Raw genomic sequence first — 25,270 nt, 5'->3', positions numbered from 1 at the left:
TCGGCTCGCCTCTTCCTGAAACCCGAGCCGAGGAGGCGCCTTCGCCGTCCCACAGCCCCGCCAGCGCCGCGGCCGGCTCACCCGTGCGACGGGCGGCCCTTCACCCAGGAGGCGGTGGCCCCTGTCGGCGGCGGTCAATAGGCTCGTCCCCATGAGCGACGACAGCTCCCCCACCGACCACTCGGCTACTTCCGACCCACAGCAGCCGGCCATGCCCGTCCCCGACGTGCTCACGCCCGCCGATCCCGCGCCCACGGGCCCGGGCGCGGTCCCCGCCCTCCGCATCACGGGCCTCCGCAAGCGCTTCGGCCAGAAGGTCGCGGTCGACGGCGTCGACCTCGAGGTGCCGGCCGGCTCCTTCTACGGCCTGGTCGGGCCGAACGGTGCAGGCAAGACGACGACCCTGTCGATGGCGACCGGCCTGCTGCGACCCGACGCGGGCAGCATCGAGGTGCTCGGGCACGACGTCTGGCGCGACCCGACGCACGCGAAGTCGCTGGTCGGCGTGCTGAGCGACGGCATCGCCCTCTTCGACCGGCTCACCGGCGAGCAGCTGATCACGTACCACGGCCTCCTCAACGGCATCGATCGCGAGACCGTCGCCTCCCGCGTCGCCGACCTGCTCGACCTGCTCGACCTCCGCGAGGCCGGCGGCACGCTCGTCGTCGACTACAGCGCGGGCATGACCAAGAAGGCGGCGCTGGCGTGCGCCCTGGTGCACGCGCCGCGCCTCCTCGTGCTCGACGAGCCGTTCGAGTCGGTCGACCCGATCTCGGCGGCGAACATCCGCGACATCCTGCACGGCTACGTGCAGGGCGGCGGCACGGTCATCGTCTCGAGCCACTCGATGGACCTCGTGCAGCGCATGTGCGACCACGTCGCCGTGGTCGCGGCCGGCCGGGTGCTCGCCGCCGGCACCACCGACGACGTGCGCGCAGGGTCCACCCTCGAAGACCGGTTCGTCGAGCTCGTCGGCGGCCGCCAGCACAACGAGGGGCCGTCGTGGTTGCGCACCTCCTGAGCCTCCGCTGGCGGGTCATGCGCAACGGCCTGAAGCGCAGCGTCTGGCAGGTCGTCGCCCTCGTCATCGGCGGGCTCTACGGAGTCGGCATCCTCGCCGCGCTGGTCGCCGGGCTCGTCGCCCTGTCGTTCGCCCCGGCGCAGTGGGCCTGGACGGCCGCGGTGCTCGTCGGCTCCGTCGCGGTGCTGGGCTGGGCGGTCGTGCCGCTGCTGGCCCGCGGGGTCGACCAGACGCTCAGCGTCGAGAAGCTGCGGTCGTTCCCGATCCCGGCCGACCGCCTCCTCGTGGCCCTGCTGGTCTGCGGCGTGCTCGGCATCCCCGGGATCGTCACGACGATCGCCGCCCTCGCGACGTCGCTGAGCTGGCTGCAGCACCCGCTCTCCGCGGTGATCGCCCCGATCAGCGGGCTCGTCGGCGTGCTCACCTGCGTCGCCGCGTCGCGGGTGCTCGAGTCGCTGACGAGCGCCCTGGCGTCGCGTCGGCGCTACCGCGAGGTGATGGGCGTCGTCGTGTTCGTGCCGGTCATCCTCGCCGGCCCGATCATCGGCTTCGCCGGGCAGGGCATCGGCTCGGCGATCGACCAGCTGCCGCGCATCGCCGCGGTCGCCGCGTGGACCCCCCTCGGCGCCGCCTGGGCCGTGCCCGGCGAGCTCGCCCTCGGACGACCGCTGGAGGCGCTGGGCAAGGCGGCGATCGCACTCGCGACCCTCGCCCTGTTGCTGCTCGCGTGGCGTCGGGCCCTGGCGTCCGCCCTGATCGCGCCTCCGGTCGAGGAGCGGGCCGCGACCTCGAAGGGGCTCGGGCCGTTCCGCTGGTTCCCGGGCACGCCCACCGGCGCGGTCGCGGCCCGCGCCGCCGTCTACTGGCTGCGCGACCCGCGCTACGGCGGCTCGCTCGTCGTCGTCCCGCTGCTGCCCGTGCTCGCCGTGTTCCTCGCCTGGAGCGGCGGCAACACGTGGCTGCTCTACGCGATCGGGCCGGGCATCGCTGCTCTGCTCGCCGTGACCCTGTGCGCCGACGTCTCGTACGACGGGACCGCGTTCGCGGCGCACCTGTCGACGGGAGTCTCCGGCAGGGCCGACCGAGCGGGTCGCGTGCTCACGCTGTCGCTCTTCGCGGTGCCGATCGTGCTGCTCGCGACGATCCTGCCGCTCGCCGTTCTCGGCGCCTGGCAGGTGCTGCCCGCCCTGCTCGGCATGGGGCTCGGCGTGATGCTGACGGGCTTCGGCGCGTCGAGCGTGGCGTCGGCGAAGTTCCTCATGCCTGTGCCGGCCGCGGGCGAGAGCCCGTTCAAGTCGCCTCCCGGGGCGTCGGTCACCTCGACGCTCGGCATGTACGCCACCTGGCTGATCTCGTTCGGCCTGGCGGTGCCGGAGCTCGCGCTCGGCATCGCGTCGCTCGTCACCGGCAGCGTGCTGCTCGGGGTGCTCGCCCTCGTCGTCGGGGTCGTGCTCGGCACGGTGCTGCTGGTGGTCGGCGTCGACCGGGGCGGCAAGCTGCTCGACGCCCGCGGGCCTGAGCTGCTCACACGGCTGCGGGCGGCACGAGGGGCCTAGGTCGATCTACTCGAGCTCGCCCTCGACCGCAGGAGGCTCGGGAGCGTCCACGCGACGGCGCTCGGCCCGCAGGGTCTTGGCCCGGCGGAGCGACACCCGGTCGATCACGATGGCGACGACGGCGCCGAACGCCGCACCGAACGTCAGCCCCCAGAGCGAGAAGTAGCCGTAGGTCGAGGCCGGGCTGGTGCCGGGGTCGAAGGGGAACAGCGACGTCAGGATCAGCGAGACGAGCACGCCGAGGGCCCCGCCCATCAGGAGGAAGGCGAACATCTTCGGGGCACGGCGCACCGTGACCTCGTCGTCCGACGCGATCTCCTCGGCCTCGTTCGCGCTCGGTGCCGCCGCACCATCGGTCTGCTCGGACTGCTCGGGCTCGACGACCGGCTGCTCCGGCGCCTCCGGGGAGACGGCCTCGTCGGGCTGCTGCGGTTCGTCGGGTGCGTGGGTCACGCCCCCATTGTCCCAGAGCGCGTGCCCGAGCTCCGCCGCATCCCTCGACGTCGGAGTGCTTGTCGTGCCTCAGGCCGGCGGCAGCCGCACGGGCACGTACCCGCGCAGGTCGGCGCGGCTGCCCGACGCCGACACGAGCGCGCCGGCGACGGCCTCGTCCCAGCTCAGGGCCCCCGTCGCGAGCCGGATGAAGGTGGAGGGGTCGGTCTCGACGACGTTGGGCGGCGTGCCGCGCGTGTGGCTCAGCCCCTCGCGGAACTGCACGGCGCCGAACGGCGGCACCCGCACCTCCACCGTGGCCCCGGGCTCGCCGTCGGCGAGCACCTGCAGCAGCCAGCGCACTGCGGTGGCGGTGACCGTCCGCGGTGCCGAGCCGCCCTCGGCGAGCGCGACCACCGCCTCCTGCACGGCTGCCGCGCCTGCTGCGTCGTCGATCCTCGCCCTGGCCATGTCGTCACGCTACCCGCGCACGAGCTGGTCGCACCGACGCCCAGGAGGCGCGGCTCGGTAGGATCCATCGGGTGCGCATACTCGTCCTCGGTTCCGGTGCTCGCGAGCACGCCATCATCACCGCGTTGCTGCGTGAGGACGCGGGGCACGAGATCGTCGCCGCCCCCGGCAACGCGGGCATCGCCGCCCAGGTAGAGGTGGTGCACCTCGACCCGTCGAACGGCTCCGTGGTCGCCGAGTACGCGCTCGAGAACGACGTCGAGCTGGTCGTGATCGGCCCAGAGGCGCCCCTCGTCGCCGGTGTCGCCGACGCGCTGCGCACCCGCGGCGTGCCCGTCTTCGGCCCCGGTCGCAAGGCCGCGGCGCTCGAGGGCAGCAAGACCTTCGCGAAGCGGATCATGGAGGAGGCGGGCGTCCCGACGGGACGCGCCACCCGTGTCGGGACCCTCGACGAGGCGGTCGCGGTGCTCGACGAGTTCGGCGCTCCCTACGTCATCAAGGCCGACGGCCTCGCGGCAGGCAAGGGCGTGCTCGTCACCGAGAGCCGCGACGCGGCCGTCGAGCACACCACCTACTGGCTGCAGCACGGGCCCGTGCTCGTCGAGGAGTTCCTCGACGGCCCGGAGGTCTCCCTCTTCTTCCTCAGCGACGGGCACACGGTCGTGCCGCTGTCGCCCGCCCAGGACTACAAGCGCCTCCTCGACGGCGACGCCGGACCGAACACCGGCGGCATGGGCGCCTACTCGCCGCTGCCGTGGCTCGCCGACCGCTTCGGCAGCGAGAAGGACTTCGTCGACGAGGTGCTCGACACCATCGCGACCCCCACGGTGCGCCAGCTCGAGTCGGAGGGCACGCCGTTCATCGGGCTGCTCTACGCCGGGCTGATCCTGACCGAGCAGGGCGTCCGCGTGATCGAGTTCAACGCCCGCTTCGGCGACCCCGAGACGCAGGTCGTGCTGCCGCGCCTCATCACGCCGCTGAGCGGCCTGCTGCTCGCCGCCGCGACCGGCTCGCTCGGCAACCACGAGTCGCCGCGCTTCGTGCCGACTCCCGCAGTCACCGTCGTGCTCGCGAGCGAGGGCTACCCCGAGGGCGCCGTCAGCGGTCGGCCCCTCACCGGCCTCGACGAGGCGACCACCATCGCGGGGGTGCACGTCGCCCACGCCGCCACAGCCCGCCTCGACGACCGCCTCATCGCCACGGGCGGACGCGTGCTGAGCGTCGTCGCCGAAGGCGCCGACTTCGCCGAGGCCAGGGGGCGCGCCTACGACGCGATGCTCCGCATCCGGCTCGAGGGCGGCCAGTACCGCCGCGACATCGCCGAGCGGGTCGCCCGATGACCGCCGAGGCGCCCGAGCTCGCCGGCTGGGTGCACGCCTACTCGGGCAAGGTCCGCGACCTCTACGTGCCGGCCCCCGTCGCGGGATCGGCCGGCGGTGCCGCCACCCTCGACACGGCGTCCACCCTCGACACGGCGTCCGCCCTGGACACTGCGTCCGCCCTCGACACCGCCGAGCACCTGCTCGTCGTCGCCAGCGACCGCGTCAGTGCCTTCGACGTCGTGCTCGAGCCCGGCATCCCGGGCAAGGGCGCCCTGCTCACGCAGCTCAGCACGTGGTGGTTCGACCAGCTCGAGGGCGTGCCGAACCACCTCGTCGACCCGACCACCGCCTCCGTGTCGGTGCCCGGCTCGGTCCGCGACCGCGCGATGCTGGTCAAGCCCCTCGACATGTACCCGGTCGAGTGCGTCGTGCGCGGCTGGCTCGTGGGCAGCGGCTGGCTCGAGTACCGCGAGACCGGCCGGGTCTGCGGCATCGAGCTGCCCGCGGGCCTGCACGACGGAGATCGCCTGCCCGAGCCGATCTACACCCCCGCCTACAAGGCGCCGCTCGGCGAGCACGACGAGAACATCTCGTTCGAGCGCACGGTCGAGCTCGTCGGCGCGGACGTCGCGGCGGCGCTGCGCGACACGTCGCTCGAGATCTACCGCAGGGCCTCCGGCGTCGCGGAGGCGCGGGGCGTCATCCTCGCCGACACTAAGTTCGAGTTCGGGGCCGACCGCGTCACCGGCGAGCTGACCCTCGGGGACGAGGTGCTCACCAGCGACAGCAGCCGCTTCTGGGACGCTGAGGCGGGCGCCGAGGCCGCGGGGGCCGGCCCGAGCACGAGCAGCCGCACCGACAGCTTCGACAAGCAGATCGTGCGCAACTGGCTCAGCAGCGCATGGGACAAGACCGGCACCCCGCCGTCCCTGCCGCCCGAGATCGTCGAGCGCACGGCAGCCCGCTACCGCGAGCTGATCGAGCGCCTCACCGCCCACTGACCTGCGGCCAGCGCCCTGCGCGTCGCGGCTCACGCGCCCGCGCCCGTGCCCGCACGACCATGAACCGAGTTCCGAACCATGAACCGCGTTTTATCGCGGTTCATGGTTCGGAACTCGGTTCATCGTGACCCCGCCGAGGGACCGGTGGAATGCTCGAGCGCACTAGCGGGTTCTGATCGGTGACACGTCATCGACCGGCGTGACACGAGACCGTGACCGCACGAGAACCGAGGGCCCCGATGACCGACACCAGCAGCAGCGACGTGACCCGCGCCTCCTCGGCTGACCGCAACGCAGCTGACCGCATCGCAGCTGACCGCAACGCAGCAGACCGGATCGCCGCGGACCTGCTCGCCGCCGACACGGGCATGGGCGCGGTCACGCTCCGCGTCGCCGACCTCGACGCGATGACCGCGTACTACCGCGACGCCGTCACCCTCGCCGTGCTGAGCCACGACCCCGCGGCGGGCCGTACCGTCCTCGGTCGCGGCACGACGCCGATCGTGGTGCTCGAGCACGCGCCGGAGCTCCGGCACGCCAGTCCCCGCGAGGCCGGTCTGTTCCACACCGCGATCCTGTTCGAGACCGAGGCCGACCTCGCGGCCTCCGTGTACAGCGTCGCGAGCCGCCACCCGGGCAGCTTCACGGGCAGCGCCGACCACCTGGTGAGCAAGGCCTTCTACTTCACCGACCCGGAGGGCAACGGCGTCGAGCTCTACTGGGACCGCGACCGCACCGCCTGGTCGTGGACCCACGGCCAGGTCGACATGGCCACCCTCGCCCTCGACCCGAACGCCTTCCTGCAGCAGAACGTGACCGAGGAGGCGCTGGCCGGCACCGCCTCCCGCCCGGCCTCCGTGGGCCACGTCCACCTCAGCGTCGGGGACGTCGACCGCGCCCAGCACTTCTACGTCGAGCAGCTCGGCTTCGAGACGACGACGCGCTTCGGGCCGCAGGCGCTCTTCGTCAGCGCCGGCGGCTACCACCACCACATGGCGATGAACACCTGGCAGAGCGCCGGCGCAGGGAGGCGGCAGCTGGCCCTCGGCCTCGGACTCGTCCGCATCGAGGTGCCGGGCCTCGACGACCTGGGCGCCCTCGGCGAGCGCCTCGCGCACCACCGGGTCGCGACGCGGGACGACGGCCGCGTTCTCGCGTTCGACGACCCGTGGGCGAACCAGATCGAGGTCACGGCCCGCGCGCTGCGCGCCTGACGGCCGCCCCGATTCAGGAACCGCTCGACCCGTTCGCCTGAACTGTGCACGACTCAGGACTCACGGTCCTGAGCAACGCCAGCTCAGGACTCATGTTCCTGAATGAGGAGAGACGAGGAGAGACGAGGAGAGGGGATAGCGTCGCAGGCATGTCCGATGCCGCACAACACGCCACCGCCACCGCCAAGGCCGCCGCCTCCCCCATCTGGAGCATCGTCGCCGAGGGCGACCTCACGCTCGACGACCACGAGGCCCTCGCGGCGATGCTCGCCCGCACCTTCGACGCCTACGACCACTGGTACGCCGGGGCTCGCAGCTGGGCGGGCATGCAGCCGGAGCTCCGCGTCGTCGCCCGCGACGGGGACGTGGTCGTCGCGCACGCCGGGCTCCGACGCCAGTTCGTCACGGTCGGCGAGACCGACCTGCTGATCACCGCGGTCGGGATGGTCGCCGTCAGCCCCGCCGCGCAGGGCACCGGACTCGGAGGCGAGCTGCTCCGCCAGGTCGACGCCGCCCTCGCGCGCCTCGGCACCCGATTCGGCCTGCTCGAGACCGGGGAGGCCGTGCAGGGCTTCTACCGCGGCGCCGGCTGGCTGCCGCTGGGTGACGCGAGCGGGGACGCAGTCACGGGCCACGCAGTGACTGGTCACTACACCGCCTTCTCGGCCGACGGGGCAGGCGTGCTCGTCAGCCAGGACGAGGGCTGGCTCATCCGCGAGGTCGGCGCGACGGCAGCCGAGTGGCCCGCCGGCGACATCCGCTGGAACGGCCAGATGGTCTGACCGCGCGCCGCCGACAAAGCGAGAGGGATCTGCCCGTCCGGGCCCGCACCTCCTGGGCTCGCCGGCCCTGCAGGCCCCGATCACACTCACATCACGGGCACACCCCGGCACACCCCGGCTCGCGAGAGAGGCCGACGGAACGCACCCACGCGGACGCGTCCCGACGCGATGGCGACGAAGCGACGCGATGTTCCGCGTCGTCTTGTCGCTTTCACGCCGGGACGCAACGCGCAGAGCGCGGACGCACGCAGGAGGCGCGGTGCCCGACCAGCGGGCACCGCGCCTCCTGCGCTGCGGAGCCGACCAGCGATGCTGGTCAGCGGCGGCCGATGACTACGCGGGCACGCCCACGGTCGCCGGGTCCTCGTTCGAGCCGGGCGCCTCGGGCGAGACGCCGGCACGAACGCGCGAGCCGAGGATCGGGTCGACGGAGTTCCAGTACTGGAACACGCGCTCGAGCAGGTCGGGGCGGGTCACCTTCGACACGTGGCCGACGATGTTGGCGACCAGGCGGTCACGCTGCTCATCGTCCATCACGTCGCGGACGAGCGCGCCGGCCTGGCCGAAGTCGTCGTCCTCCGGGTGCAGCGTGGCAGCCGAGCGGACGAGCTCACCGTCGCTCTCCCAGCCGCCGGTCTCGCCCGCGGCCTGGGGCGAGCCCGCGGGGCCGCCGACCGAGTTGGGCGCGTAGACCGGCACCGTCGCGTCGCTGAAGCTGTAGCGCGCGGCACCGTCCTTCGAGTACGAGTGCACCTCGTTCTTCGGCGCGTTGACGGGCAGCTGCTGGTGGTTGACGCCCACGCGGTAGCGGTGCGCGTCGGCGTAGCTGAAGATGCGCGCGAGCAGCATCTTGTCGGGGCTGGTCGCGATGCCGGGCACGAAGTTCGAGGGCGCGAAGGCGGCCTGCTCGATCTGCGCGAAGTAGTTCTCCGGGTTCCTGTTCAGGGTCATCGTGCCGACCTCGATCAGCGGGTAGTCGCTGTGCGGCCACACCTTCGTCAGGTCGAACGGGTTGAAGCGGTAGCTCGCGGCGTCGGCGTAGGGCATGACCTGCACGGACATCGTCCAGGTCGGGAACTCCTCGCGCTCGATCGCGGCGGAGAGGTCGCGGATGTGGAAGTCCGCGTCCTCGCCGGCGATGCGGTCGGCGTCGGCCTGCGTGAGGATCTCGTTGCCCTGGTCGGACTTGAAGTGGTACTTGACCCACGAGCGCTCGCCCGCGGCGTTGATCCACTGGTAGGTGTGCGAGCCGAAGCCGTCCATCATGCGCCACGACGCGGGCAGGCCGCGGTCGCCCATCAGCCAGGTGACCTGGTGGGCCGACTCGGGCGACAGGGTCCAGAAGTCCCACTGCATGTCGTGGTCGCGCAGGTGCGAGCCGGGCAGGCGCTTCTGCGAGTGGATGAAGTCGGGGAACTTGATGCCGTCGCGGATGAAGAAGACGGGCGTGTTGTTGCCGACGAGGTCGTAGTTGCCCTCGCTCGTGTAGAACTTCAGCGCGAAGCCGCGGGGGTCGCGCCACGTGTCGGGGCTGCCCTGCTCGCCGGCGACGGTCGAGAAGCGGGCGAGCATCTCGGTCTCGACGCCGGGCTGGAACAGCGCCGCGCGGGTGTACTGCGAGACGTCGCCGGTGGTGCGGAACGTGCCGAACGCGCCGCCGCCCTTGGCGTGCACGATGCGCTCCGGCACCTTCTCGCGGTTGAAGTTGGCGAGCTTCTCGACCAGCGCGTGGTCGTGCAGCACGATGGGGCCGTCGGCCCCGACGCTCTGCGAGTGCTCGTCGCTGGCGATGGGCGCGCCGTTGTCGGTGGTCGTGATCGGTGTCGTGTCGGTCATGACTCCTCTTTCCGTTCGGTGTTCAGTCGCGGGTTGCGTGAGACCCGGCACACGGCCGGGAAGAAGGGGAGGGCGACGCCCTGCGCAGGAGGTGCGGCGCAGCTCAGGAGGCGGGCCTCGCGTCGGCGAGGCCGGTCGCGTCGACCACGGCCCCGGTGCTGATCGGCCCGCTCGGCCCGCTCGCGCCGCTCGTGCCGTTCGTCGCCTCGCCGTCGAGCGGCGCGTCCTCCGCGGCGCGGCAGGCCGGGCAGAGGCCCCAGAAGGTGACCTCGGCGGTCTGCACGGTGAAGCCCGAGTCGTTCGACGGCGTCAGGCACGGCGCGTGGCCGACGACGCAGTCGACGTCGGCGACGCTGCCGCAGACGGAGCAGACGACGTGGTGGTGGTTGTCGCCGGTGCGCAGCTCGTAGAGGGCGGCGGAGCCGGCCGGCTCGATCCGGCGGACGAGGCCGGCGCCCGTGAGGGCGGCGAGCACGCCGTAGACCGCCTGCAGGGAGGTGCCGGGCAGACCCAGCGCGACGCGCGCGAACACGGCGTCGGCCGGCGCGTGCGGCAGGCCGTCCAGGGCGTCGAGGACGGCGAGGCGCGGGCCGGTCACCCGGAGCCCGGCAGCCCGGAGGCGCTCGGTGCTCTCGCTCGTCGTCGTCATGCCCCCATCTAAGCACGCTTTCCTTGAGTGGTTCAAAACAGGCCGAGGGCGGGCGTGTTCGTCGCGGGCGGGCCGCCACAGCAGCCCGGCGACGACGATCACGCCCGCCGTGAGAGCCGCACCGCGCACCCGGCCCGTTCTGGGGGATGTCGCGCGCGGCACGCCCCGCCTACCGTTGATCGCGGGATGGCACCCGCACGACACCCGAGGAGCACCACGTGACCAGGACGGTCGACCACGACAACACCGGCACACCCGGCGCCCGCACGAGCGCGGACGCAGCCACGGGCGGCGGCGTCGCCACCGTGCACCAGCACGGCTACGAGCGGCTGCGCCCGGTGATGAAGCTCTGGTACCTCTGGTGGCTCTCCCGGTCGCGCCACGTCCTGTCTCCTCGCGACGAGCCCACCGCCCGCACCTCGGCCCGCGACGCGGACACCGTCCTCATCGTCGGCAACGGCCCCGCGCACGGCTGGGGAGTCTCCACCCACGACCAGGCGCTCGTCGGCCAGCTGTCGCGCGCCTCCTCTGAGGCCACCGGTCGTCCGTGCTCGGTCGACTACGTGGGCGACGAGATGATGAGCATCGAGTCGTCGCGGGCCTGGATCCGCGACACCGACCTCGGCCTCTACGACACCGTCGTGGTGCTGGTCGGCCTGAACGACGCCGTCCGCCTGACGCCCCTTGACGTCTGGGAGCGCGAGCTGCGCCTCCTCGTCTCGACCATCGCCCGCCGCAGCCACCCGACCGCGCGCACGGTGCTGATCGGCGTGCCGCCGGTCCGCTCGGCGAAGGCGTTCGACAACCTGCTGGGCTGCGTCGCCGAGCAGCACGGCGAGCGCATGAACGCCCTCACCGAGCTGGTCGCGGGCGAGTCGGGCCTCGAGTACTTCCGCCTGCCCGCCGGCCTCCGCCGCCCCGACTCGCCGCACGGCTGCGCCGAGGGCTACCGCCGCTGGGCGCAGACCATCGCGCACCGCATCGCACCCACCCTCGACCGCGTGCACCAGGGCCAGCTCGACGAGCGCCTGCCGCGGCACCTGCCGCAGCGCAGCTTCGAGTGGAGCGGCGGCGAGCGCCTCGTCGAGCAGGCCGCGACCGGCGGCTCCGACGCGCTCAAGGACCTGGCGAAGGAGGCGGAGGCCGAGTTCGGCGTCGACGTCGCGGTCGTCAGCATGCTCGACGGCAGCAAGCTCTGGTACGCGATGAACACGGAGCTGCTGCCCGTGTCGATCCCGCGCGAGCTGACCTTCTGCGACGTCACCGTCGCCGCCGACGACGTGGTGGTCGTCGAGGACGCCCGCAAGGACGAGCGCTTCGCCGACAACCCGTACCTCGACCTGAACCACGGCTACTTCTACGCGGGGCACCCGATCCACTCGTCGACCGGCGAGACGATCGGCACGTTCTGCCTGCACAACACCCGTCCGCGCAAGGCCTCGTCGGTGTCGCCCGAGAAGCTGCGCGAGTTCGCGCTGCGGGCCGAGGCCGAGCTGCAGAGCTACGAGCCCGCGCCCGCGGCTCCCCAGCCGCTGACGCGACGGGCCCGCCGCGAGGCCGAGGAGCGCGCGGCGGCCGCGGCCGCAGGGTCGATCTCCTAGCACTCAGTCGGCGCGCCGCACCTGCTTGACGTAGCGGTACACGGTGGGCTCGGACACGTGCAGCGCGTCGGCGACCTGCGCCACCGCGCCCTTGAGCAGGAACACGCCGGCCCGCTCGAGCTCGCGCACGGCCGCCACCTTCTCGTCGGGGGTCATGCGGTGCGGCTCGACGCCCTGCGCCGCGACGATCCGGGCGACGCCGTCGAGGGCGAGCTCGTCGACGTTCGTGCTGAGCCGCTCGGCGACCCCGGCCGTCGACGTGGCGCGCCCGCCCGAGCCGGCGCCCTCGCCGCCTCCCGTGCCGCCTGTGCCGCCCGCCGTGCCCGCCCCTCCGGCCTCGGCTCCCTTCACGAGCCCGGTCGTCGCGGTGATGGCCGCGAGCAGGTCGCGGGCTCGGGTCAGCGGCTCGTCGTCGATGTTGAGGCAGAGCATCCCGACGACGTCGCCGCTCGCGTCGCGGATGAAGAAGGTCGACGAGCGGAACGTGCCGCCCGTGCGCGACTCGGCCAAGTAGTTCGCGAGGTAGTCGCGGTCGTCGTGCTCGTGGTTCTGCAGCACCTTGAGCACCAGGTCGGTCGCGGGGCCGCCCACGCTGCGGCCGCTCACGTGGCCGTTCGTCAGGGCGACGATCGAGCGGCTGAGGTCGCTCGTGTCGTGCAGCACGATCTCGGTGCGCGGGCCGAGCAGCTCGGCGAGGAAGTCCATCAGCGGCAGGTACGGCCCGAACTCCGCCCGGAGCACGCGGCTGCGGTCGACCACGGTGGCGCTGCTGGCTGTCGTCATGGCCCCCAGGTTACCGGTGTGCAACAGAATCGTCGCATTGTGATAATTTTCTCTCATCGTGCCGAGAGATCGGCTTGCTTCCGATGACCGACGACGCTCACGAAAGGCTCGACCATGACCCGATCGACCACCATCAGGCCCCGCCTCCGCCCCGCCCTCTGGGGCTCCGTCGCGACGGGTGCCGTGCTGGCCCTGACGCTCACCGCGTGCGGCGGCCCGAGCGCCCCGCAGCCCGGCGACGCGACGGGCGACGCCTCGTCGTCGGCCTCGTCGACCATCCCCGACACGAGCGCGCTGCTCGACGGCGTCGAGGTGGACGACTCGCTCGCCTCGCAGCTGCCCTCCGACATCGCCGACTCCGGCACCTTGACCGTCGGCTCGTTCGTGCAGTCCGCGCCCAACAACTTCTACGCGGCCGACGGCTCCACCGTGATCGGCTCGGACCACGACCTGATCACGGCGGTCGGCAAGAAGCTCGGCCTCGAGGTAGAGTACCAGAACCAGGACTTCGGCTCGTTGATCACCAGCCTCCAGTCCGGCCGCGTCGACGTCACGATCGCGGCGATGAACGACACCGCCGAGCGCCAGCAGGCCATCGACTTCGTCGACTACCTCACCTCGGGCATCACCCTGATGGTGCAGAAGGGCAACCCGGCCGACATCACCGGCCCCGACACGCTCTGCGGCAAGACCATCGCGGTCGTCACCGGCACGAGCCAGCAGGAGTTCGCCGAGGCGACGAGCACGCAGTGCGAGTCGGACGGCGAGGAGCCGCTCGACATCACCGTCACCGACAGCGACAGCCAGAACCAGACCCAGCTCCGCACCGGCCGCATCGACGCCATCGTCAACGACCTGCCGAGCGCCGTCTACATCTCGAAGACCGCCCAGGACGGCCAGGCGTTCGAGGTCGTCCCCGGCGACGTCATCGACGGCGCCCCCTACGGCATCGGCGTCAACAAGGACGACCCCGAGCTGCGCGACGCCGTCGCCGCCGCGCTCGACTCGCTGATCGAGGACGGCACCTACGGCGAGGTCCTCGACGCCTGGGGCATCACCTCCGGCAGCGTCACCGAGGCGACCGTCAACGGGGGCAAGTAGCCGTGACGGCGCCCGGATCGGGGGCCGGGGCCGACACGGTCGACCCGGCCCGCACCTCCTCGGCGGGGCGTGAGCTGCTGCCGCAGGTGCGCCTGAAGCACTGGGGTCGCTGGGTCAGCGCGGCGGTCATCGTCGTGGCGCTCGTCGCGCTCGCCTACGGGGCGTCGCAGGGCGACATCGCGTACGGCGACATCCCGTACTACCTGATCTCGCCGATCATCCTGCAGGGCCTCGTCGGCACCATCGTGCTGGCGGTGGCCGCGCAGGTCAGCGCCGTCGTCATCGGCGTCGTGATCGCCCTGATGCGCATCTCGAAGAACCCCGTGGCGCAGGCCTTCGCGGCCGGGTACACCTGGCTGTTCCGCGGCCTGCCCGTGCTGCTGCAGATCCTGCTCTGGTACAACCTGGCGCTGATCTTCCCGCGGCTGACCGTCGGGGTGCCGTTCACCGACGTGGTGTTCCTCGACGTCAGCACGAACGACGTCATGACGACCTTCGTCGCCGCCTTCCTCGGCCTGGCCCTCAACGAGAGCGCCTACATGGCCGAGATCGTCCGGGCGGGGCTGAAGAGCGTCGACCGGGGCCAGATCGAGGCGGCGCAGTCGATCGGGCAGACCCCGATGCAGCGCATGGCCCGTATCGTGCTGCCCCAGGCGATGCGCATCATCATCCCGCCGACCGGCAACGACTTCATCAACATGCTCAAGGGCACGGCGATGGCCTCGGTCATCGGCTACCTCGAGCTGATCAAGGCCGCCAACAACATCTCGTCGTTCAACCTCCAGGTGATGGAGACCCTGATCGCCGCGGCCATCTGGTACATGGTCATCGTCAGCGTCGCGAGCGTCGGCCAGTTCTACCTCGAGCGCAGCTTCGACCGGCAGGACCGCCGCCCCGGCGGCCCGCCGAACGCCCGCGCGCTGCGCCGCAAGGTCGCTGCCGACCTCGGCCGCGCCCCCCTCGTGAGGAGCACCCCGTGACCGCGACGCCCACCCCGACCGCAGGAGGCGCGGCGCCCGCCGCCGAGGCGGCCCCCGTCCTCGAGGCCATCGGCATCGGCAAGTCGTACGGCAGCCACGAGGTGCTGCGCGACGTCTCGATGACGGTGCGGAGCGGCGAGGTCGTCTGCATCATCGGCCCATCCGGCGCCGGCAAGTCGACGTTCCTCCGCACGCTCAACCGCCTCGAAGAACCGGACGCCGGCGAGGTCTGGGTCGGCGGCGAGCCGATGGGCTTCGAGCTGCGCGACGGCGTGCTGCACGAGCTGAGCGAGCGCAGGCTGTCCGCGCAGCGGGCCCGCACGGCGATGGTGTTCCAGCACTTCAACCTGTTCCCGCACCTGACGGTGCTCGGCAACGTGCTCGAGGGCCCGGTGCGCGTGCAGCGCAGATCCGCCGGGGAGGCGCGTGCCGAGGCCGTCGCCATCCTCGAGCGGGTGGGCCTCGGCGACAAGGTCGACGCCTACCCCGGCCAGCTCTCGGGCGGGCAGCGGCAGCGGGTCGCCATAGCGCGGGCCGTGGCGATGAAGCCGCTGTTCCTGCTCTTCGACGAGCCGACGTCCGCCCTCGACCCCGAGCTCGTCGGCGAGGTGCTGAAGGTGATGGGCGACCTGGCCAGCGACGGCATGACCATGCTGGTCGTGACCCACGAGATGCAGTTCGCCCGCGAGGTCGCCGACCGCGTCGTCTTCATGGCCGACGGCGGCATCGTCGAGCAGGGCCCGGTCGAGCAGGTGCTCGGGGCCCCGCGCGAGGCGCGCACCAAGCAGTTCCTCCAGCGGGTGCTGCAGTGAGCTCGAACCGCCCCGGGACGTCGGGCGCACTCGACACCTACCTGTCGTCGTTCGCGGAGCCGGTCGGCTACCTGAACTTCGGCAGCTACGGGCCGCCGTCCCGCGACGTCGTCGAGACGATCGGGCGCCTCGCGGCCGCGGCGAGCGCCGGGGTCCCGTCGGCCGGCCTGCACGCCGAGGACGAGCGCGCCCTCGCCGCGGTCTCGCGCCTCACCGGCGTCGACCGGGCCGGTGTCGCTCTCGCAGGCAGCACCTCCCTCGGGCTGATGCAGGTCGCGTTCGGCCTGCCGCGCGGCGAGGTCGTCGTGAGCGAGGCCGAGTTCCCGTCGAACCTGTACGCCTGGTGGCGCTCGGAGGAGGCAGGCCTCACGACGGTGCGCCCGCTGCCCCCGGTGCCGGGGCAGCCGCTCGCGCCGGTGACGCCCGAGCGCGTGGCCGACGCCGTCGGTCCCTACACCGTCGCCGTCGCCGTGAGCGCGGTCGACTTCCGCACCGGCACGGTCGCCGACCTCGCCGGCCTCCGGGAGGCGGCGGGCGACCGCCTCCTCGTGGTCGACGGCATCCAGGGGCTCGGCGTCGTCGACGCCGACTGGTCGCTGGCCGACGCCCTCGTCGTCGGCGGCCAGAAGTGGCTGCGGGCCGGCTGGGGCACCGGCTTCGTCGCGCTGTCCCCTCGAGCCCTCGACCGCCTCCGTCCGGTGCTCGGCGGCTGGACCGGCGTCGAGGGGCCGTCACGCTACGACGGCGTGCCGCACGCTCCCCTGCCGGGGGCGCAGCGCTTCTCGGTCACGAACGGCTCGCCGTTCGCCTCGGGCGCCCTCGCCACCGCCCTCGAGCAGCTGGAGCAGGTCGGCGTGGACGTCGTCGCGTCGCGGGTCGCCGACACCGCCGGCGACCTGATCGCCCGCCTCGACGCGGCGGACGTGCCCGTGCTCTCCCCCGTCGAGCGCGAGCGACGGGCCGGCATCGTCGTCGCGGGCGTGCCTGCCGGCGAGGCCGCCGCCGTCGGCGCACGGCTCGAGGCCGCGGGCGTCACGGCGACCGTGCACGGCGACGACCGCCTGCGCCTCAGCGTGCACGCCACCACCACCCCTGCCGCGCTCGACGCGGCCCTGACCGTCCTGGGAGGACGCGCATGACCACTCCAGCCGACACCCGCACCGACGCCCGCCCCGACACCGCCGTCGGCACCGACGCCTCCGTCCGTGCCGTGCACACCGACGCCGCCCCCGCCGCCGTGGGCGCCTACTCGCAGGCCGTCGTCGCCGGCGACCTCGTCTTCGTCTCCGGCCAGCTGCCGATCGACCCGGCGACGGGCGAGTTCGCCGGGCCGGGGGTGCGCGAGGAGGCGGCCCAGTCGCTCCGCAACGGCGCCGCCGTGCTCGAGGCGGCCGGGTCGGGCATCGCCCACGTCGTCAAGACGACGGTGCTGCTGGCCGACATCGCCGACTTCGCGGACGTGAACGAGGTCTACGCCGAGGTGTTCGCCGGTGCCGGCGGCGTGCTGCCGGCTCGCGCCGCGTACCAGGTCGGCGCCCTGCCGAAGGGCGCCCGCGTCGAGATCGAGTTCGTGGGCGCCGTCGTCCGCTGAACGCGGCGGGGCCGGGGCGGCGGCGGGCGCCGCGCTCCGCCCCGAGGAGGAATTCACCGACCGGTCTCCCCGCCGGGCGCCGGTGATCGCTACGGTGCGGAGATGAGCACGTCGACGGAGCGTCACTCTCAGGGCCAAGGCCGCACCTCGGGTGCTGCACCGGACGCCACCGACCCGGCGGGCGCCTCCTCGGCTGCCCCCGCCGACGCCCTCGCGGGCCGCGACCTGGTCGTCGACCTCGCCCGCGTCGTCTGCGTGCTGCTCGTGGTCGTCATCCACGTGCTCATGGTCGGCGTCGGCCGTGCCCCCGACGGCGCGATCGTCGCGTCTCAGCCGCTGCAGCAGCAGCCGTGGTTCGCGTTCTCCACCTGGGTCGGCCAGATCATGCCCCTCTTCTTCGTCGTGGGCGGCTTCGCGAGCGCGACCGCCTGGGCCAGCACACGGCGACGAGGAGGCGACGGTGCGGACTTCGTGCGCGGTCGCCTCCTCCGCCTGGCCCGTCCCGCCGCCGCCCTCTTCGTGGTGCTCGCCGTCGCGCTGGTCGTCGCGACGTTGGTCGGCGTCGACCCTGCCCTGCTCGACACCGCCGTCACCGGCATCGGCACGCCGCTCTGGTTCCTGGCCGCCTACGGCATCACGCAGGTGGCCGTCCCCGTGATGGCCCGGCTGCACGAGACCCGCCCCGCGGCGACCTTCGTCGGGCTCGCGACGGCGGCCCTGCTCGTCGACTCGGTCCGGTACACGACCCTCGTGACCGAGGTGGGACTGCTGAACCTCGTGTTCGTCTGGCTGTTCGTGCAGCAGCTGGGGTTCGCGTACGCGAGCGGGTGGTTCGGACGCGCGCCGCGCCTCCTGCTGGCGGGGATCGCGCTCGCGTGTGCAGGGTCGCTGCCGGTGCTGACGGCCATCGGACCGTGGTCGGACGACATGCTCACCAACCTCAACCCGCCGGCCGTGCCGCTGATGGTGCTCGGCGTCGGGCAGATCTGCGTGCTGACGCTGCTGCACCCCGCGCTGGTGCGGCTGATGCAGACCCGAGCCGCGCGCGCCGTGGTGTTCGCGGTCGGCAGCCGGGGCATGACGATCTACCTGTGGCACCTGCCGCTGCTGATCGCCATCACGGGCCTCGTGCTGGCGACCGGCGGGCCGCTGCCCGAGCCGGCGTCGGCGGCCTGGTGGTGGACGCGGATCCCCGTCGTGCTGCTCGTGCTCGGCCTCGCGTGCGCGCTGTCGCTCGTCGTGGGGCGCCTCGAGGGGCCGCCGCGCCCCGTGCCGCCGGGCCGACGCCGTCCGAGCACGCTCGTCGTCGCGCTGGCGGCCGTGCTCGTGATCGCGCCGCCGTTCGCGGTGATGCTCGACGGGCTCGACCTGCGGAACGCGGTCGCCGGTGCCGTGGCGCTGCCGGCGGCGCTCTGGCTGCTCGGCCGCACCCGCGCCCGGCCGTAGCCGGGGGCAGCCGGGCTTGCCGGGCTTGCCGGGCTTGCCGGGCTTGCCGGGGAGAAGGGTGACGCCCGGCCGACGGGGGGATCGGCCGGGCGTCCAACGGCGTCGGGCGGATCAGGAACCCTCGACCGGAGCGGCAGGAGACCCGATCACAAGGTCTTGTTCCCGCTGCTGAGATCAATGGTGCGTCCCGATCCGATGACGACGCTGGGAGCCGCCTCGGGATCTGCTGACCGCTGCTGCCCGTCGTCGACGCCTGGTCGGCGGGCACCGTCCCGATAGACTCGCTGCGTCCACCCGCTGCCATCCCGCAGGAGTTGAAACGTGCCCACAATCGTCGTCGAGGTCATGCCCAAGGCTGAACTGCTCGATCCTCAGGGCAAGGCCGTCGTCGGCGCCCTCTCCCGTCTCGGCCGCCAGCAGTTCACCGACGTGCGCATCGGCAAGCGCTTCGAGCTGACCGTCGAGGGCGAGGTGACGGAGGCGGTGCTCGCCGACGTGCGCACCCTCGCCGACGACGTGCTCTCGAACTCGGTCATCGAAGACGTGGTGAGCATCACCGTGCTCGACGCCGCTCCCACCGTCTGATGCGCGTCGGCGTCGTCACCTTCCCCGGCTCGCTCGACGACCGCGACGCCCAGCGCGCGGTCCGCCTCGCGGGCGGCGAGCCCGTCGCGCTCTGGCACGGCGACCACGACCTGCAGGGCGTCGAGGCGATCATCCTGCCCGGCGGGTTCAGCTACGGCGACTACCTGCGCGCCGGTGCCATCGCCTCCTTGTCGCCGATCATGACCGAGGTCGTCGACGCGGCGAACGCGGGCATGCCCGTGCTCGGCATCTGCAACGGCTTCCAGATGCTGGCGGAGGCGCGGCTCATCCCCGGCGCGCACACCCGCAACGCACACCAGCAGTTCATCCGTCGCGACCAGCTGCTCCGCGTCGAGAACGCGTCGACCGACTGGACGAACGGCTTCGCCGAGGGCCAGGAGATCACGATCCCCCTCAAGAACGCCGACGGCCGCTTCGTCGCGGACGACGAGACGATCAAGCGGATCGAGGGCGAGGGCCAGGTCGCCTTCCGCTACGTCGGCGTCAACCCGAACGGCTCCATGGACGACATCGCCGGCGTCTCGAACGCCCGCGGCAACGTCGTCGGCCTGATGCCCCACCCCGAGCACGCCACCGAGCCCGGCTTCGGCCCCGACATGCCCGACGCCATGTCGAGCGGCGTCGACGGCCTCACGTTCTTCACGTCCGTCATCGAGAGGGCCCTGTCCAAGTGAGCACCGAGAACGACCGCGCCGAGCTGATCGACGTCCGTCCCGAGGGCCCCAAGCCCGACACCACGGCCGACGCGGCCGCGACGCCCGACAAGCACCAGCCCTACGAGGCGCTCGGGCTCAAGGCCGACGAGTACGCGCAGATCCGCGAGATCCTGGGCCGCCGCCCCACGAGCGGCGAGCTCGCGATGTACTCGGTGATGTGGAGCGAGCACTGCTCCTACAAGTCGAGCAAGATCTACCTCCGCCAGTTCGGCCAGAAGGTCTCGCCGGCGATGACCAAGAACCTGATGGTCGGCATGGGCGAGAACGCCGGCGTCGTCGACGTAGGAGGCGGCTGGGCGGTGACCTTCAAGGTCGAGTCCCACAACCACCCCAGCTACATCGAGCCGTTCCAGGGCGCCGCGACCGGCGTCGGCGGCATCGTCCGCGACATCATCTCGATGGGCGCCCGCCCCGTCGCGGTGATGGACCAGCTGCGCTTCGGCGCGATCGACGCCCCCGACACCCAGCGAGTCGTCGACGGCGTCGTGCAGGGCATCAGCTTCTACGCGAACTGCCTCGGCCTGCCGAACATCGGCGGCGAGACGTACTTCGACGCGGTCTACCAGGGCAACCCGCTGGTCAACGCGCTCGCGGTCGGCGTCCTCCGCCACGAGGACCTGCACCTCGCGAACGCGAAGGGCGTCGGCAACAAGGTCGTCCTCTTCGGGGCCCGCACCGGCGGCGACGGCATCGGCGGCGCCTCCATCCTCGCCTCCGACACGTTCTCGTCGGGCGGCCCGACGAAGCGCCCCTCGGTGCAGGTCGGCGACCCGTTCGCCGAGAAGGTGCTCATCGAGTGCTGCCTCGAGCTTTTCCGCGGCGAGCTGGTCGAGGGCATCCAAGACCTGGGGGCAGCCGGCATCAGCTGCGCCACCTCCGAGCTGGCCTCGAACGGCGACGGCGGCATGTTCATCGAGCTCGACGACGTGCTGCTCCGCGACCCCTCGCTCACCGCAGAAGAGATCCTGATGAGCGAGAGCCAGGAGCGGATGATGGCGGTCGTCAGCCCTGACAAGCTCGACGCCTTCCTCGCCGTCACCGCCAAGTGGGACGTCGAGACGAGCGTGCTCGGCGAGGTCACCGACACCGGCCGGCTGGTCATCAACTGGCACGGCGAAGAGATCGTCAACGTCGACCCGCGCACGGTCGCCGTCGACGGCCCCGTCTACGAGCGCCCCGTCGCCTACCCGTCCTGGATCGACGCCCTGCAGGCCGACACGGCCGCGACCCTGCCGCGTCCGACTGCCCCCGAGGAGGTGCGGGCCCAGTTCCTGCAGCTGCTCGGCTCTCCCAACCTGGCCGACAAGAGCTGGGTCACGAACCAGTACGACACGTACGTGCTCGGCAACACGGCCCTCAGCTTCCCCGACGACGGCGGCATGGTCCGCGTCGACGAGGAGTCAGGGCTCGGCTTCGCGATCGCGACGGACGCCAACGGCCGCTGGTGCCAGCTCGACCCGAAGCAGGGCGCCCGCCTGGCCCTCGCCGAGGCCTACCGCAACGTCGCCGTCACGGGTGCCGTGCCGGCCGCCGTCACCGACTGCCTCAACTTCGGCAGCCCGGAGGACCCTGAGGTCATGTGGCAGTTCTCCCAGGCCGTCGAGGGCCTGTCCGACGCATGCCTCGAGCTCGAGATCCCCGTCACGGGCGGGAACGTCTCGTTCTACAACCAGACGGGCACGAAGCCGATCTTCCCGACCCCTGTGGTCGGCGTGCTCGGCGTCATCCAGGACGTCGCGAAGCGCGTGCCCTCCGGCTGGCAGGACGACGGCGACAACATCTACCTGCTCGGCACCTCCTCCTTGGAGCTCGACGGGTCGGCCTGGGCCGGCACCGTGCACGACCACCTCGGCGGACGTCCGCCTGCCGTCGACCTGGCGGGCGAGAAGCAGCTCGCGGGCCTGCTCGCCGCGGGTGCCGACCAGTCGCTGATCGCCGCCGCACACGACCTCAGCGACGGCGGCCTGGCGCAGGCCCTGGCCGAGATGGTGCTGCGCTTCGGCGTCGGTGCCCGCGTGTACCTGGGCGAGCTGCTCGAGCGCGACGGCCTCGACGTCGCCGCGACGCTCTTCACGGAGTCGACCGGTCGCGTGGTCGTGTCGGTGCCCCGTGAGGACGACGTCAAGTTCCGCGGCCTCTGCGAGGGCCGGGGCTACCCGGTCGCGCGCATCGGCGTGACGGACGCCTCGTCGCAGTCGCTCGAGATCCAGGACGTCTTCACGGTCTCGCTCGACGAGCTCCGCAGCACGCACCAGGGCACGCTCCCCTCCCGCTTCGGGGCCACCATCCCGCAGTAGGCGCGTCCCGCCGCCCCGCCCCGCCCGCGAAGGCCCCTGCCCCCCGGCAGGGGCCTTCGCGCATCCCGACCCCGCACCGGCGCGCGAGGCGCCGCCGCCACCGCTCCCCTCGCCGAAGGAGGCGCGCGAAGCGCCGCCGGCCGAAGGCCCGCCGGGCGCAGCCCGGCAGCCGCCGACAGGCGGCCAGACGAGCGCCAACAGCAAATCCCCCGGTCCGACAAGGACACGGGGGATGAATTTGCTGGGGTACCTGGACTCGAACCAAGAACAACTGAACCAGAATCAGTCGTGTTGCCAATTACACCATACCCCAATGATATCGACCGTGAGGTCTACATCACTGTGGCCCATCAAATGAGCCAGCGTCTACTGTACACGATCTCCGAGCTCGTCGAGGCCACCGATCAGGTCGCGGTTGATCACCGCGGCGACGCGCGCGCCCGACCCTGCCGCCACGATCAGCTGCTGGGGCCCCGGTGCCGTGGACTCACCCGCGGCGTACAGCCCGGGCACTGTGGTGCGACCGTGGTCGTCGACGACGAGCAGGCCGTCGTCGTCGAGGTCGGCACCCAGCGGCGCGACGTACTCGAGCTTGCCGGCCCAGGCGGGCCTCACGAAGCCACCCTCGCGCGGCACGACCTCGCCGCCCTCGAGCTCGACTCCCGTGAGCCCCTCGCGGCCGCCCTGCAGCGCCGCGATCGGGCGGCGGTCGACGCGGATCCCGCGGGAGGCGAGCTGCGCCTCCTCGGACTCGGTCACCGCATCGGCAGAGCCGTGGGTGAAGACGATCAGGTCGTCGCTCCACTGCGAGAGCAGCAGGGCGCGCTCGGCCAGGTCGGGGTGCTCCCCGATCACGGCGAGGGCCTGGTCGCGCTTGCCGTAGCCGTCGCACTCGATGCAGCTGTGCACGAAGGTCCCGTAGAAGGCCCTCAGGCCGTCGATGGCCGGCAGGGTCTCGTGAAGGCCGGTTGCGACGAGCACGACGTCGGCGAGGGCCTGCTTCTGCTGCCCACGGAACTCGCAGTCGACGACGAATCCGTCGTCGCCCCGGCTGATGCTCGTGGCGATCGTCTGCCAGTGCTCGCCCTCCTCATACGACAGGAACTCGTCGCGACCGAGCTTGCGCAGCTCGAGCGGCGAGATGCCGTCGCGGGTGAGGTACCCGTGCGACAGCAGGGTCGCCGAGTTGCGAGGGCGGTTGCTGTCGACGAGCAGCACCCGGCGCCGGGCACGGACGAGGTTGAGTGCAGCGCTCAGCCCCGCCGGCCCTCCCCCGACGACGACGACGTCGAAGCGCTGGTCAGCCGGGGTCCCGTCGACACCGTGCTCGGTCATGACCGCTCGAGGAGGCGCCGGATGCGCGCCTGCGTCGACTCCCGCCCCAGGATCTCCATCGACTCGAACAGCGGCGGGCTGACCCGACGCCCCGAGAGCGCGACGCGCAGCGGGCCGTAGGCCACCCGAGGCTTCAGCCCGAGCTCGTCGACGAGTGCCGCCTTGAGCGCGTCCTGGATCGCCTCGTGCGTCCAGTCCTGAACACCGTCGAGGGCAGCCGAGGAGGCGCGCAGCACGTCGGCGGAGGACTCCGGCAGCGAGGCCGTCGCGTCCTCGTCGTACTCGAGCTCGTCGTCGGCCGTGAAGAGGAACGACAGCATCCCTTTCGCCTCGCCGAGCAGCGTCATGCGCTCCTGCACGAGCGGTGCGGCCTGGGCGAGCACGGCAGCCTCGGCCTCGGTGGGCGGGTCGCTGACGACACCGTCGAGATAGGGCAGCAGGCGCTGCGTGAAGTCACCGACCTCGAGGAGGCGGACGTGGTCCCCGTTGATCGACTCCGCCTTCTTGATGTCGAAGCGAGCCGGGTTGGGGTTCACGTCCGTCACGTCGAAGGCCGCGACCATCTCGTCGAGGCTGAACACGTCACGGTCGTGGGAGAAGGACCAGCCGAGCAGGGACAGGTAGTTGACCAGGCCCTCGGGGATGAAGCCGCGGTCGCGGTGGTGGAACAGGTTCGAGGCAGGGTCGCGCTTGGACAACTTCTTGTTGCCGTCGCCCATCACGTACGGCAGGTGGCCGAAGCGGGGCACGAACTCGGTGATGCCCAGCTCGACCAGCGCCTCGTAGAGCGCGATCTGACGAGGAGTCGACGAGAGCAGGTCCTCGCCGCGCAGCACGTGGGTGATGCCCATCAGCGCGTCGTCGACGGGATTGACGAACGTGTAGAGCGGCACGCCGTTCGGACGCACCACGACGAAGTCGGAGAACGAGCCGGCGGGGAAGGTGATCTCGCCGCGCACCAGGTCGTCGAAACTCAGGTCGCGGTCGGGCACGCGCAGGCGGAGGGCCGGCTGACGCCCCTCCTCCTTGTAGGCAGCGCGCTGCTCATCCGTGAGGTCGCGCTCGAAGTTGTCGTAGCCCTGCTTGGGGTCTCGACCGGCGGCGACGTTGCGCGCCTCGATCTCCTCGCCCGTGGCGTAGCTCTCGTACAGCAGGCCGCGCTCGAGGAGCCGGTCGATGATGTCGCGGTAGATGTCGTGACGCAACGACTGACGGTAGGGAGCGTGCGGACCGCCGACGTCGACGCCCTCGTCCCAGTCGAGCCTGAGCCAGCGCAGACCGTCGAGGATCTGCTCGTAGCTCTCCTCGCTGTCACGGCTGGCGTCGGTGTCCTCGATGCGGAAGATCAACTTGCCGCCGTGGTGCCTCGCGTAGGCCCAGTTGAACAGGGCGGTACGGATGAGACCCACGTGGGGAGTCCCGGTGGGAGAGGGGCAGAACCGCACGCGCACATCGGCGCCGGAGGCGGTGGAGAAGGGAGCAGACATCGGTCACGATCCTACCGGCGTACAGCCGGTCCGTCAGAGGGAGGTGCGGGTTAAACAAGAAGAGCCCCTCCAGTGGAGGGGCTCTTCTATCAAAAGGAGTCCGGCGGTGTCCTACTCTCCCACAAGGTCCCCCTTGCAGTACCATCGGCGCTGAGAGTCTTAGCTTCCGGGTTCGGAATGGGACCGGGCGTTTCCCTCTCGCTATGGCCGCCGAAACATTTACCACACAAC

At 72.1% G+C, this 25,270-nt stretch carries 22 protein-coding genes, 1 tRNA gene, 1 rRNA gene and 1 pseudogene; 16 read left to right on the top strand and 9 right to left on the bottom strand.

The annotated features are described in order from the left end of the window. The first annotated feature begins 211 nt into the window (after positions 1–211). On the top strand, positions 212–1,021 hold the full coding sequence (locus JOE35_RS02435) for an ABC transporter ATP-binding protein (protein ID WP_209561829.1): 810 nt from the start codon (positions 212–214) through the stop codon (positions 1,019–1,021). Continuing rightward, positions 1,003–2,577, top strand: a complete 1,575-nt coding sequence (locus JOE35_RS02430) for a transporter (RefSeq protein WP_209559651.1) — start codon at positions 1,003–1,005, stop codon at positions 2,575–2,577. The genes JOE35_RS02435 and JOE35_RS02430 overlap by 19 nt, the downstream gene beginning before the upstream one ends. Before the next feature lie 6 nt (positions 2,578–2,583). Here JOE35_RS02430 and JOE35_RS02425 read toward each other — a convergent pair whose 3' ends face one another. Next, on the bottom strand, positions 2,584–3,030 hold the full coding sequence (locus JOE35_RS02425) for a hypothetical protein (protein WP_209559650.1): 447 nt from the start codon (positions 3,028–3,030) through the stop codon (positions 2,584–2,586). Between the two features lie 69 nt (positions 3,031–3,099). After that, on the bottom strand, positions 3,100–3,480 hold the full coding sequence (locus tag JOE35_RS02420) for a sterol carrier family protein (RefSeq protein WP_209559649.1): 381 nt from the start codon (positions 3,478–3,480) through the stop codon (positions 3,100–3,102). 71 nt (positions 3,481–3,551) lie between these two features. Between JOE35_RS02420 and purD the strand changes: the two genes are divergently transcribed. From purD to JOE35_RS02400, 4 genes are all read left to right on the top strand, one after another. Continuing rightward, complete coding sequence (gene purD / locus JOE35_RS02415; RefSeq protein ID WP_209559648.1) at positions 3,552–4,820, top strand: phosphoribosylamine--glycine ligase; 1,269 nt, start codon at positions 3,552–3,554, stop codon at positions 4,818–4,820. Further along, entirely contained in the window at positions 4,817–5,803 is a 987-nt protein-coding gene (locus JOE35_RS02410) for a phosphoribosylaminoimidazolesuccinocarboxamide synthase (protein ID WP_209559647.1), read from the top strand. The genes purD and JOE35_RS02410 overlap by 4 nt, the downstream gene beginning before the upstream one ends. Before the next feature lie 368 nt (positions 5,804–6,171). Then, positions 6,172–7,017 (top strand): VOC family protein, encoded by an 846-nt coding sequence (locus JOE35_RS02405; protein WP_209561828.1) that lies wholly within the window; start codon positions 6,172–6,174, stop codon positions 7,015–7,017. A 149-nt stretch (positions 7,018–7,166) separates the two neighbouring features. Further along, positions 7,167–7,799, top strand: coding sequence for a GNAT family N-acetyltransferase (locus JOE35_RS02400; protein ID WP_209559646.1), 633 nt, complete (start codon positions 7,167–7,169; stop codon positions 7,797–7,799). Positions 7,800–8,132: 333 nt separating this feature from the next. Here JOE35_RS02400 and JOE35_RS02395 read toward each other — a convergent pair whose 3' ends face one another. Both JOE35_RS02395 and JOE35_RS02390 read right to left on the bottom strand, forming a co-directional pair. Beyond that, entirely contained in the window at positions 8,133–9,635 is a 1,503-nt protein-coding gene (locus tag JOE35_RS02395; RefSeq protein WP_209559645.1) for a catalase, read from the bottom strand. Positions 9,636–9,864: 229 nt separating this feature from the next. Further along, a pseudogene (locus tag JOE35_RS02390) lies at positions 9,865–10,284 on the bottom strand (Fur family transcriptional regulator); the annotation flags it as partial. 218 nt (positions 10,285–10,502) lie between these two features. Between JOE35_RS02390 and JOE35_RS15990 the strand changes: the two are divergent. Continuing rightward, a complete protein-coding gene (locus JOE35_RS15990) occupies positions 10,503–11,885 on the top strand; it encodes a GAF domain-containing protein (RefSeq protein WP_209559643.1) in 1,383 nt (460 codons plus the stop codon). A gap of 3 nt (positions 11,886–11,888) precedes the next feature. On the opposite strand, the gene JOE35_RS02380 is transcribed toward JOE35_RS15990, so the two are convergent. Continuing rightward, positions 11,889–12,668: a transcriptional regulator gene (locus JOE35_RS02380; RefSeq protein ID WP_209559642.1), complete on the bottom strand. Its 780-nt coding sequence runs from the start codon at positions 12,666–12,668 to the stop codon at positions 11,889–11,891. A 114-nt stretch (positions 12,669–12,782) separates the two neighbouring features. On the opposite strand from JOE35_RS02380, the gene JOE35_RS02375 reads away from it, so the two are divergent. From JOE35_RS02375 to purL, 9 genes are all read left to right on the top strand, one after another. After that, positions 12,783–13,769: an ABC transporter substrate-binding protein gene (locus tag JOE35_RS02375; RefSeq protein ID WP_209559641.1), complete on the top strand. Its 987-nt coding sequence runs from the start codon at positions 12,783–12,785 to the stop codon at positions 13,767–13,769. A 2-nt stretch (positions 13,770–13,771) separates the two neighbouring features. Then, on the top strand, positions 13,772–14,749 hold the full coding sequence (locus JOE35_RS02370; protein WP_209559640.1) for an amino acid ABC transporter permease: 978 nt from the start codon (positions 13,772–13,774) through the stop codon (positions 14,747–14,749). After that, the gene (locus JOE35_RS02365) at positions 14,746–15,561 is read left to right on the top strand and encodes an amino acid ABC transporter ATP-binding protein (protein WP_307802904.1); all 816 of its coding nucleotides are present in this window, start codon (positions 14,746–14,748) and stop codon (positions 15,559–15,561) included. Before JOE35_RS02370 ends, JOE35_RS02365 begins: the two co-directional genes overlap by 4 nt. Next, the gene (locus JOE35_RS02360; RefSeq protein ID WP_209559639.1) at positions 15,558–16,700 is read left to right on the top strand and encodes an aminotransferase class V-fold PLP-dependent enzyme; all 1,143 of its coding nucleotides are present in this window, start codon (positions 15,558–15,560) and stop codon (positions 16,698–16,700) included. Before JOE35_RS02365 ends, JOE35_RS02360 begins: the two co-directional genes overlap by 4 nt. Continuing rightward, complete coding sequence (locus JOE35_RS02355) at positions 16,697–17,152, top strand: Rid family detoxifying hydrolase (protein WP_209559638.1); 456 nt, start codon at positions 16,697–16,699, stop codon at positions 17,150–17,152. The genes JOE35_RS02360 and JOE35_RS02355 overlap by 4 nt, the downstream gene beginning before the upstream one ends. 102 nt (positions 17,153–17,254) lie before the next feature. Continuing rightward, positions 17,255–18,598, top strand: a complete 1,344-nt coding sequence (locus JOE35_RS02350; RefSeq protein ID WP_209559637.1) for an acyltransferase — start codon at positions 17,255–17,257, stop codon at positions 18,596–18,598. 321 nt (positions 18,599–18,919) lie between these two features. Beyond that, the gene (gene purS / locus JOE35_RS02345; RefSeq protein WP_209559636.1) at positions 18,920–19,183 is read left to right on the top strand and encodes a phosphoribosylformylglycinamidine synthase subunit PurS; all 264 of its coding nucleotides are present in this window, start codon (positions 18,920–18,922) and stop codon (positions 19,181–19,183) included. Beyond that, positions 19,183–19,878: a phosphoribosylformylglycinamidine synthase subunit PurQ gene (purQ, locus tag JOE35_RS02340; protein ID WP_209559635.1), complete on the top strand. Its 696-nt coding sequence runs from the start codon at positions 19,183–19,185 to the stop codon at positions 19,876–19,878. The genes purS and purQ overlap by 1 nt, the downstream gene beginning before the upstream one ends. A 26-nt stretch (positions 19,879–19,904) precedes the next feature. Continuing rightward, a complete protein-coding gene (gene purL / locus JOE35_RS02335; RefSeq protein WP_209561826.1) occupies positions 19,905–22,217 on the top strand; it encodes a phosphoribosylformylglycinamidine synthase subunit PurL in 2,313 nt (770 codons plus the stop codon). Between the two features lie 241 nt (positions 22,218–22,458). Here the strand turns inward: purL and JOE35_RS02330 are convergent. From JOE35_RS02330 to rrf, 4 genes are all read right to left on the bottom strand, one after another. Continuing rightward, positions 22,459–22,530: transfer RNA gene (locus JOE35_RS02330), tRNA-Gln, on the bottom strand. A gap of 53 nt (positions 22,531–22,583) precedes the next feature. Beyond that, the gene (locus tag JOE35_RS02325) at positions 22,584–23,552 is read right to left on the bottom strand and encodes an NAD(P)/FAD-dependent oxidoreductase (RefSeq protein ID WP_209559634.1); all 969 of its coding nucleotides are present in this window, start codon (positions 23,550–23,552) and stop codon (positions 22,584–22,586) included. Further along, complete coding sequence (gltX, locus tag JOE35_RS02320) at positions 23,549–25,039, bottom strand: glutamate--tRNA ligase (RefSeq protein WP_209559633.1); 1,491 nt, start codon at positions 25,037–25,039, stop codon at positions 23,549–23,551. The genes JOE35_RS02325 and gltX overlap by 4 nt, the downstream gene beginning before the upstream one ends. Positions 25,040–25,137: 98 nt before the next feature. After that, a 5S ribosomal RNA gene (gene rrf, locus JOE35_RS02315) occupies positions 25,138–25,254 on the bottom strand. Positions 25,255–25,270: the final 16 nt, after the last annotated feature.

This window comes from Frigoribacterium sp. PvP032 (assembly GCF_017833035.1).
Lineage (GTDB): Bacteria > Actinomycetota > Actinomycetes > Actinomycetales > Microbacteriaceae > Frigoribacterium.
This window is presented reverse-complemented; position numbering and strand designations above follow the sequence as displayed.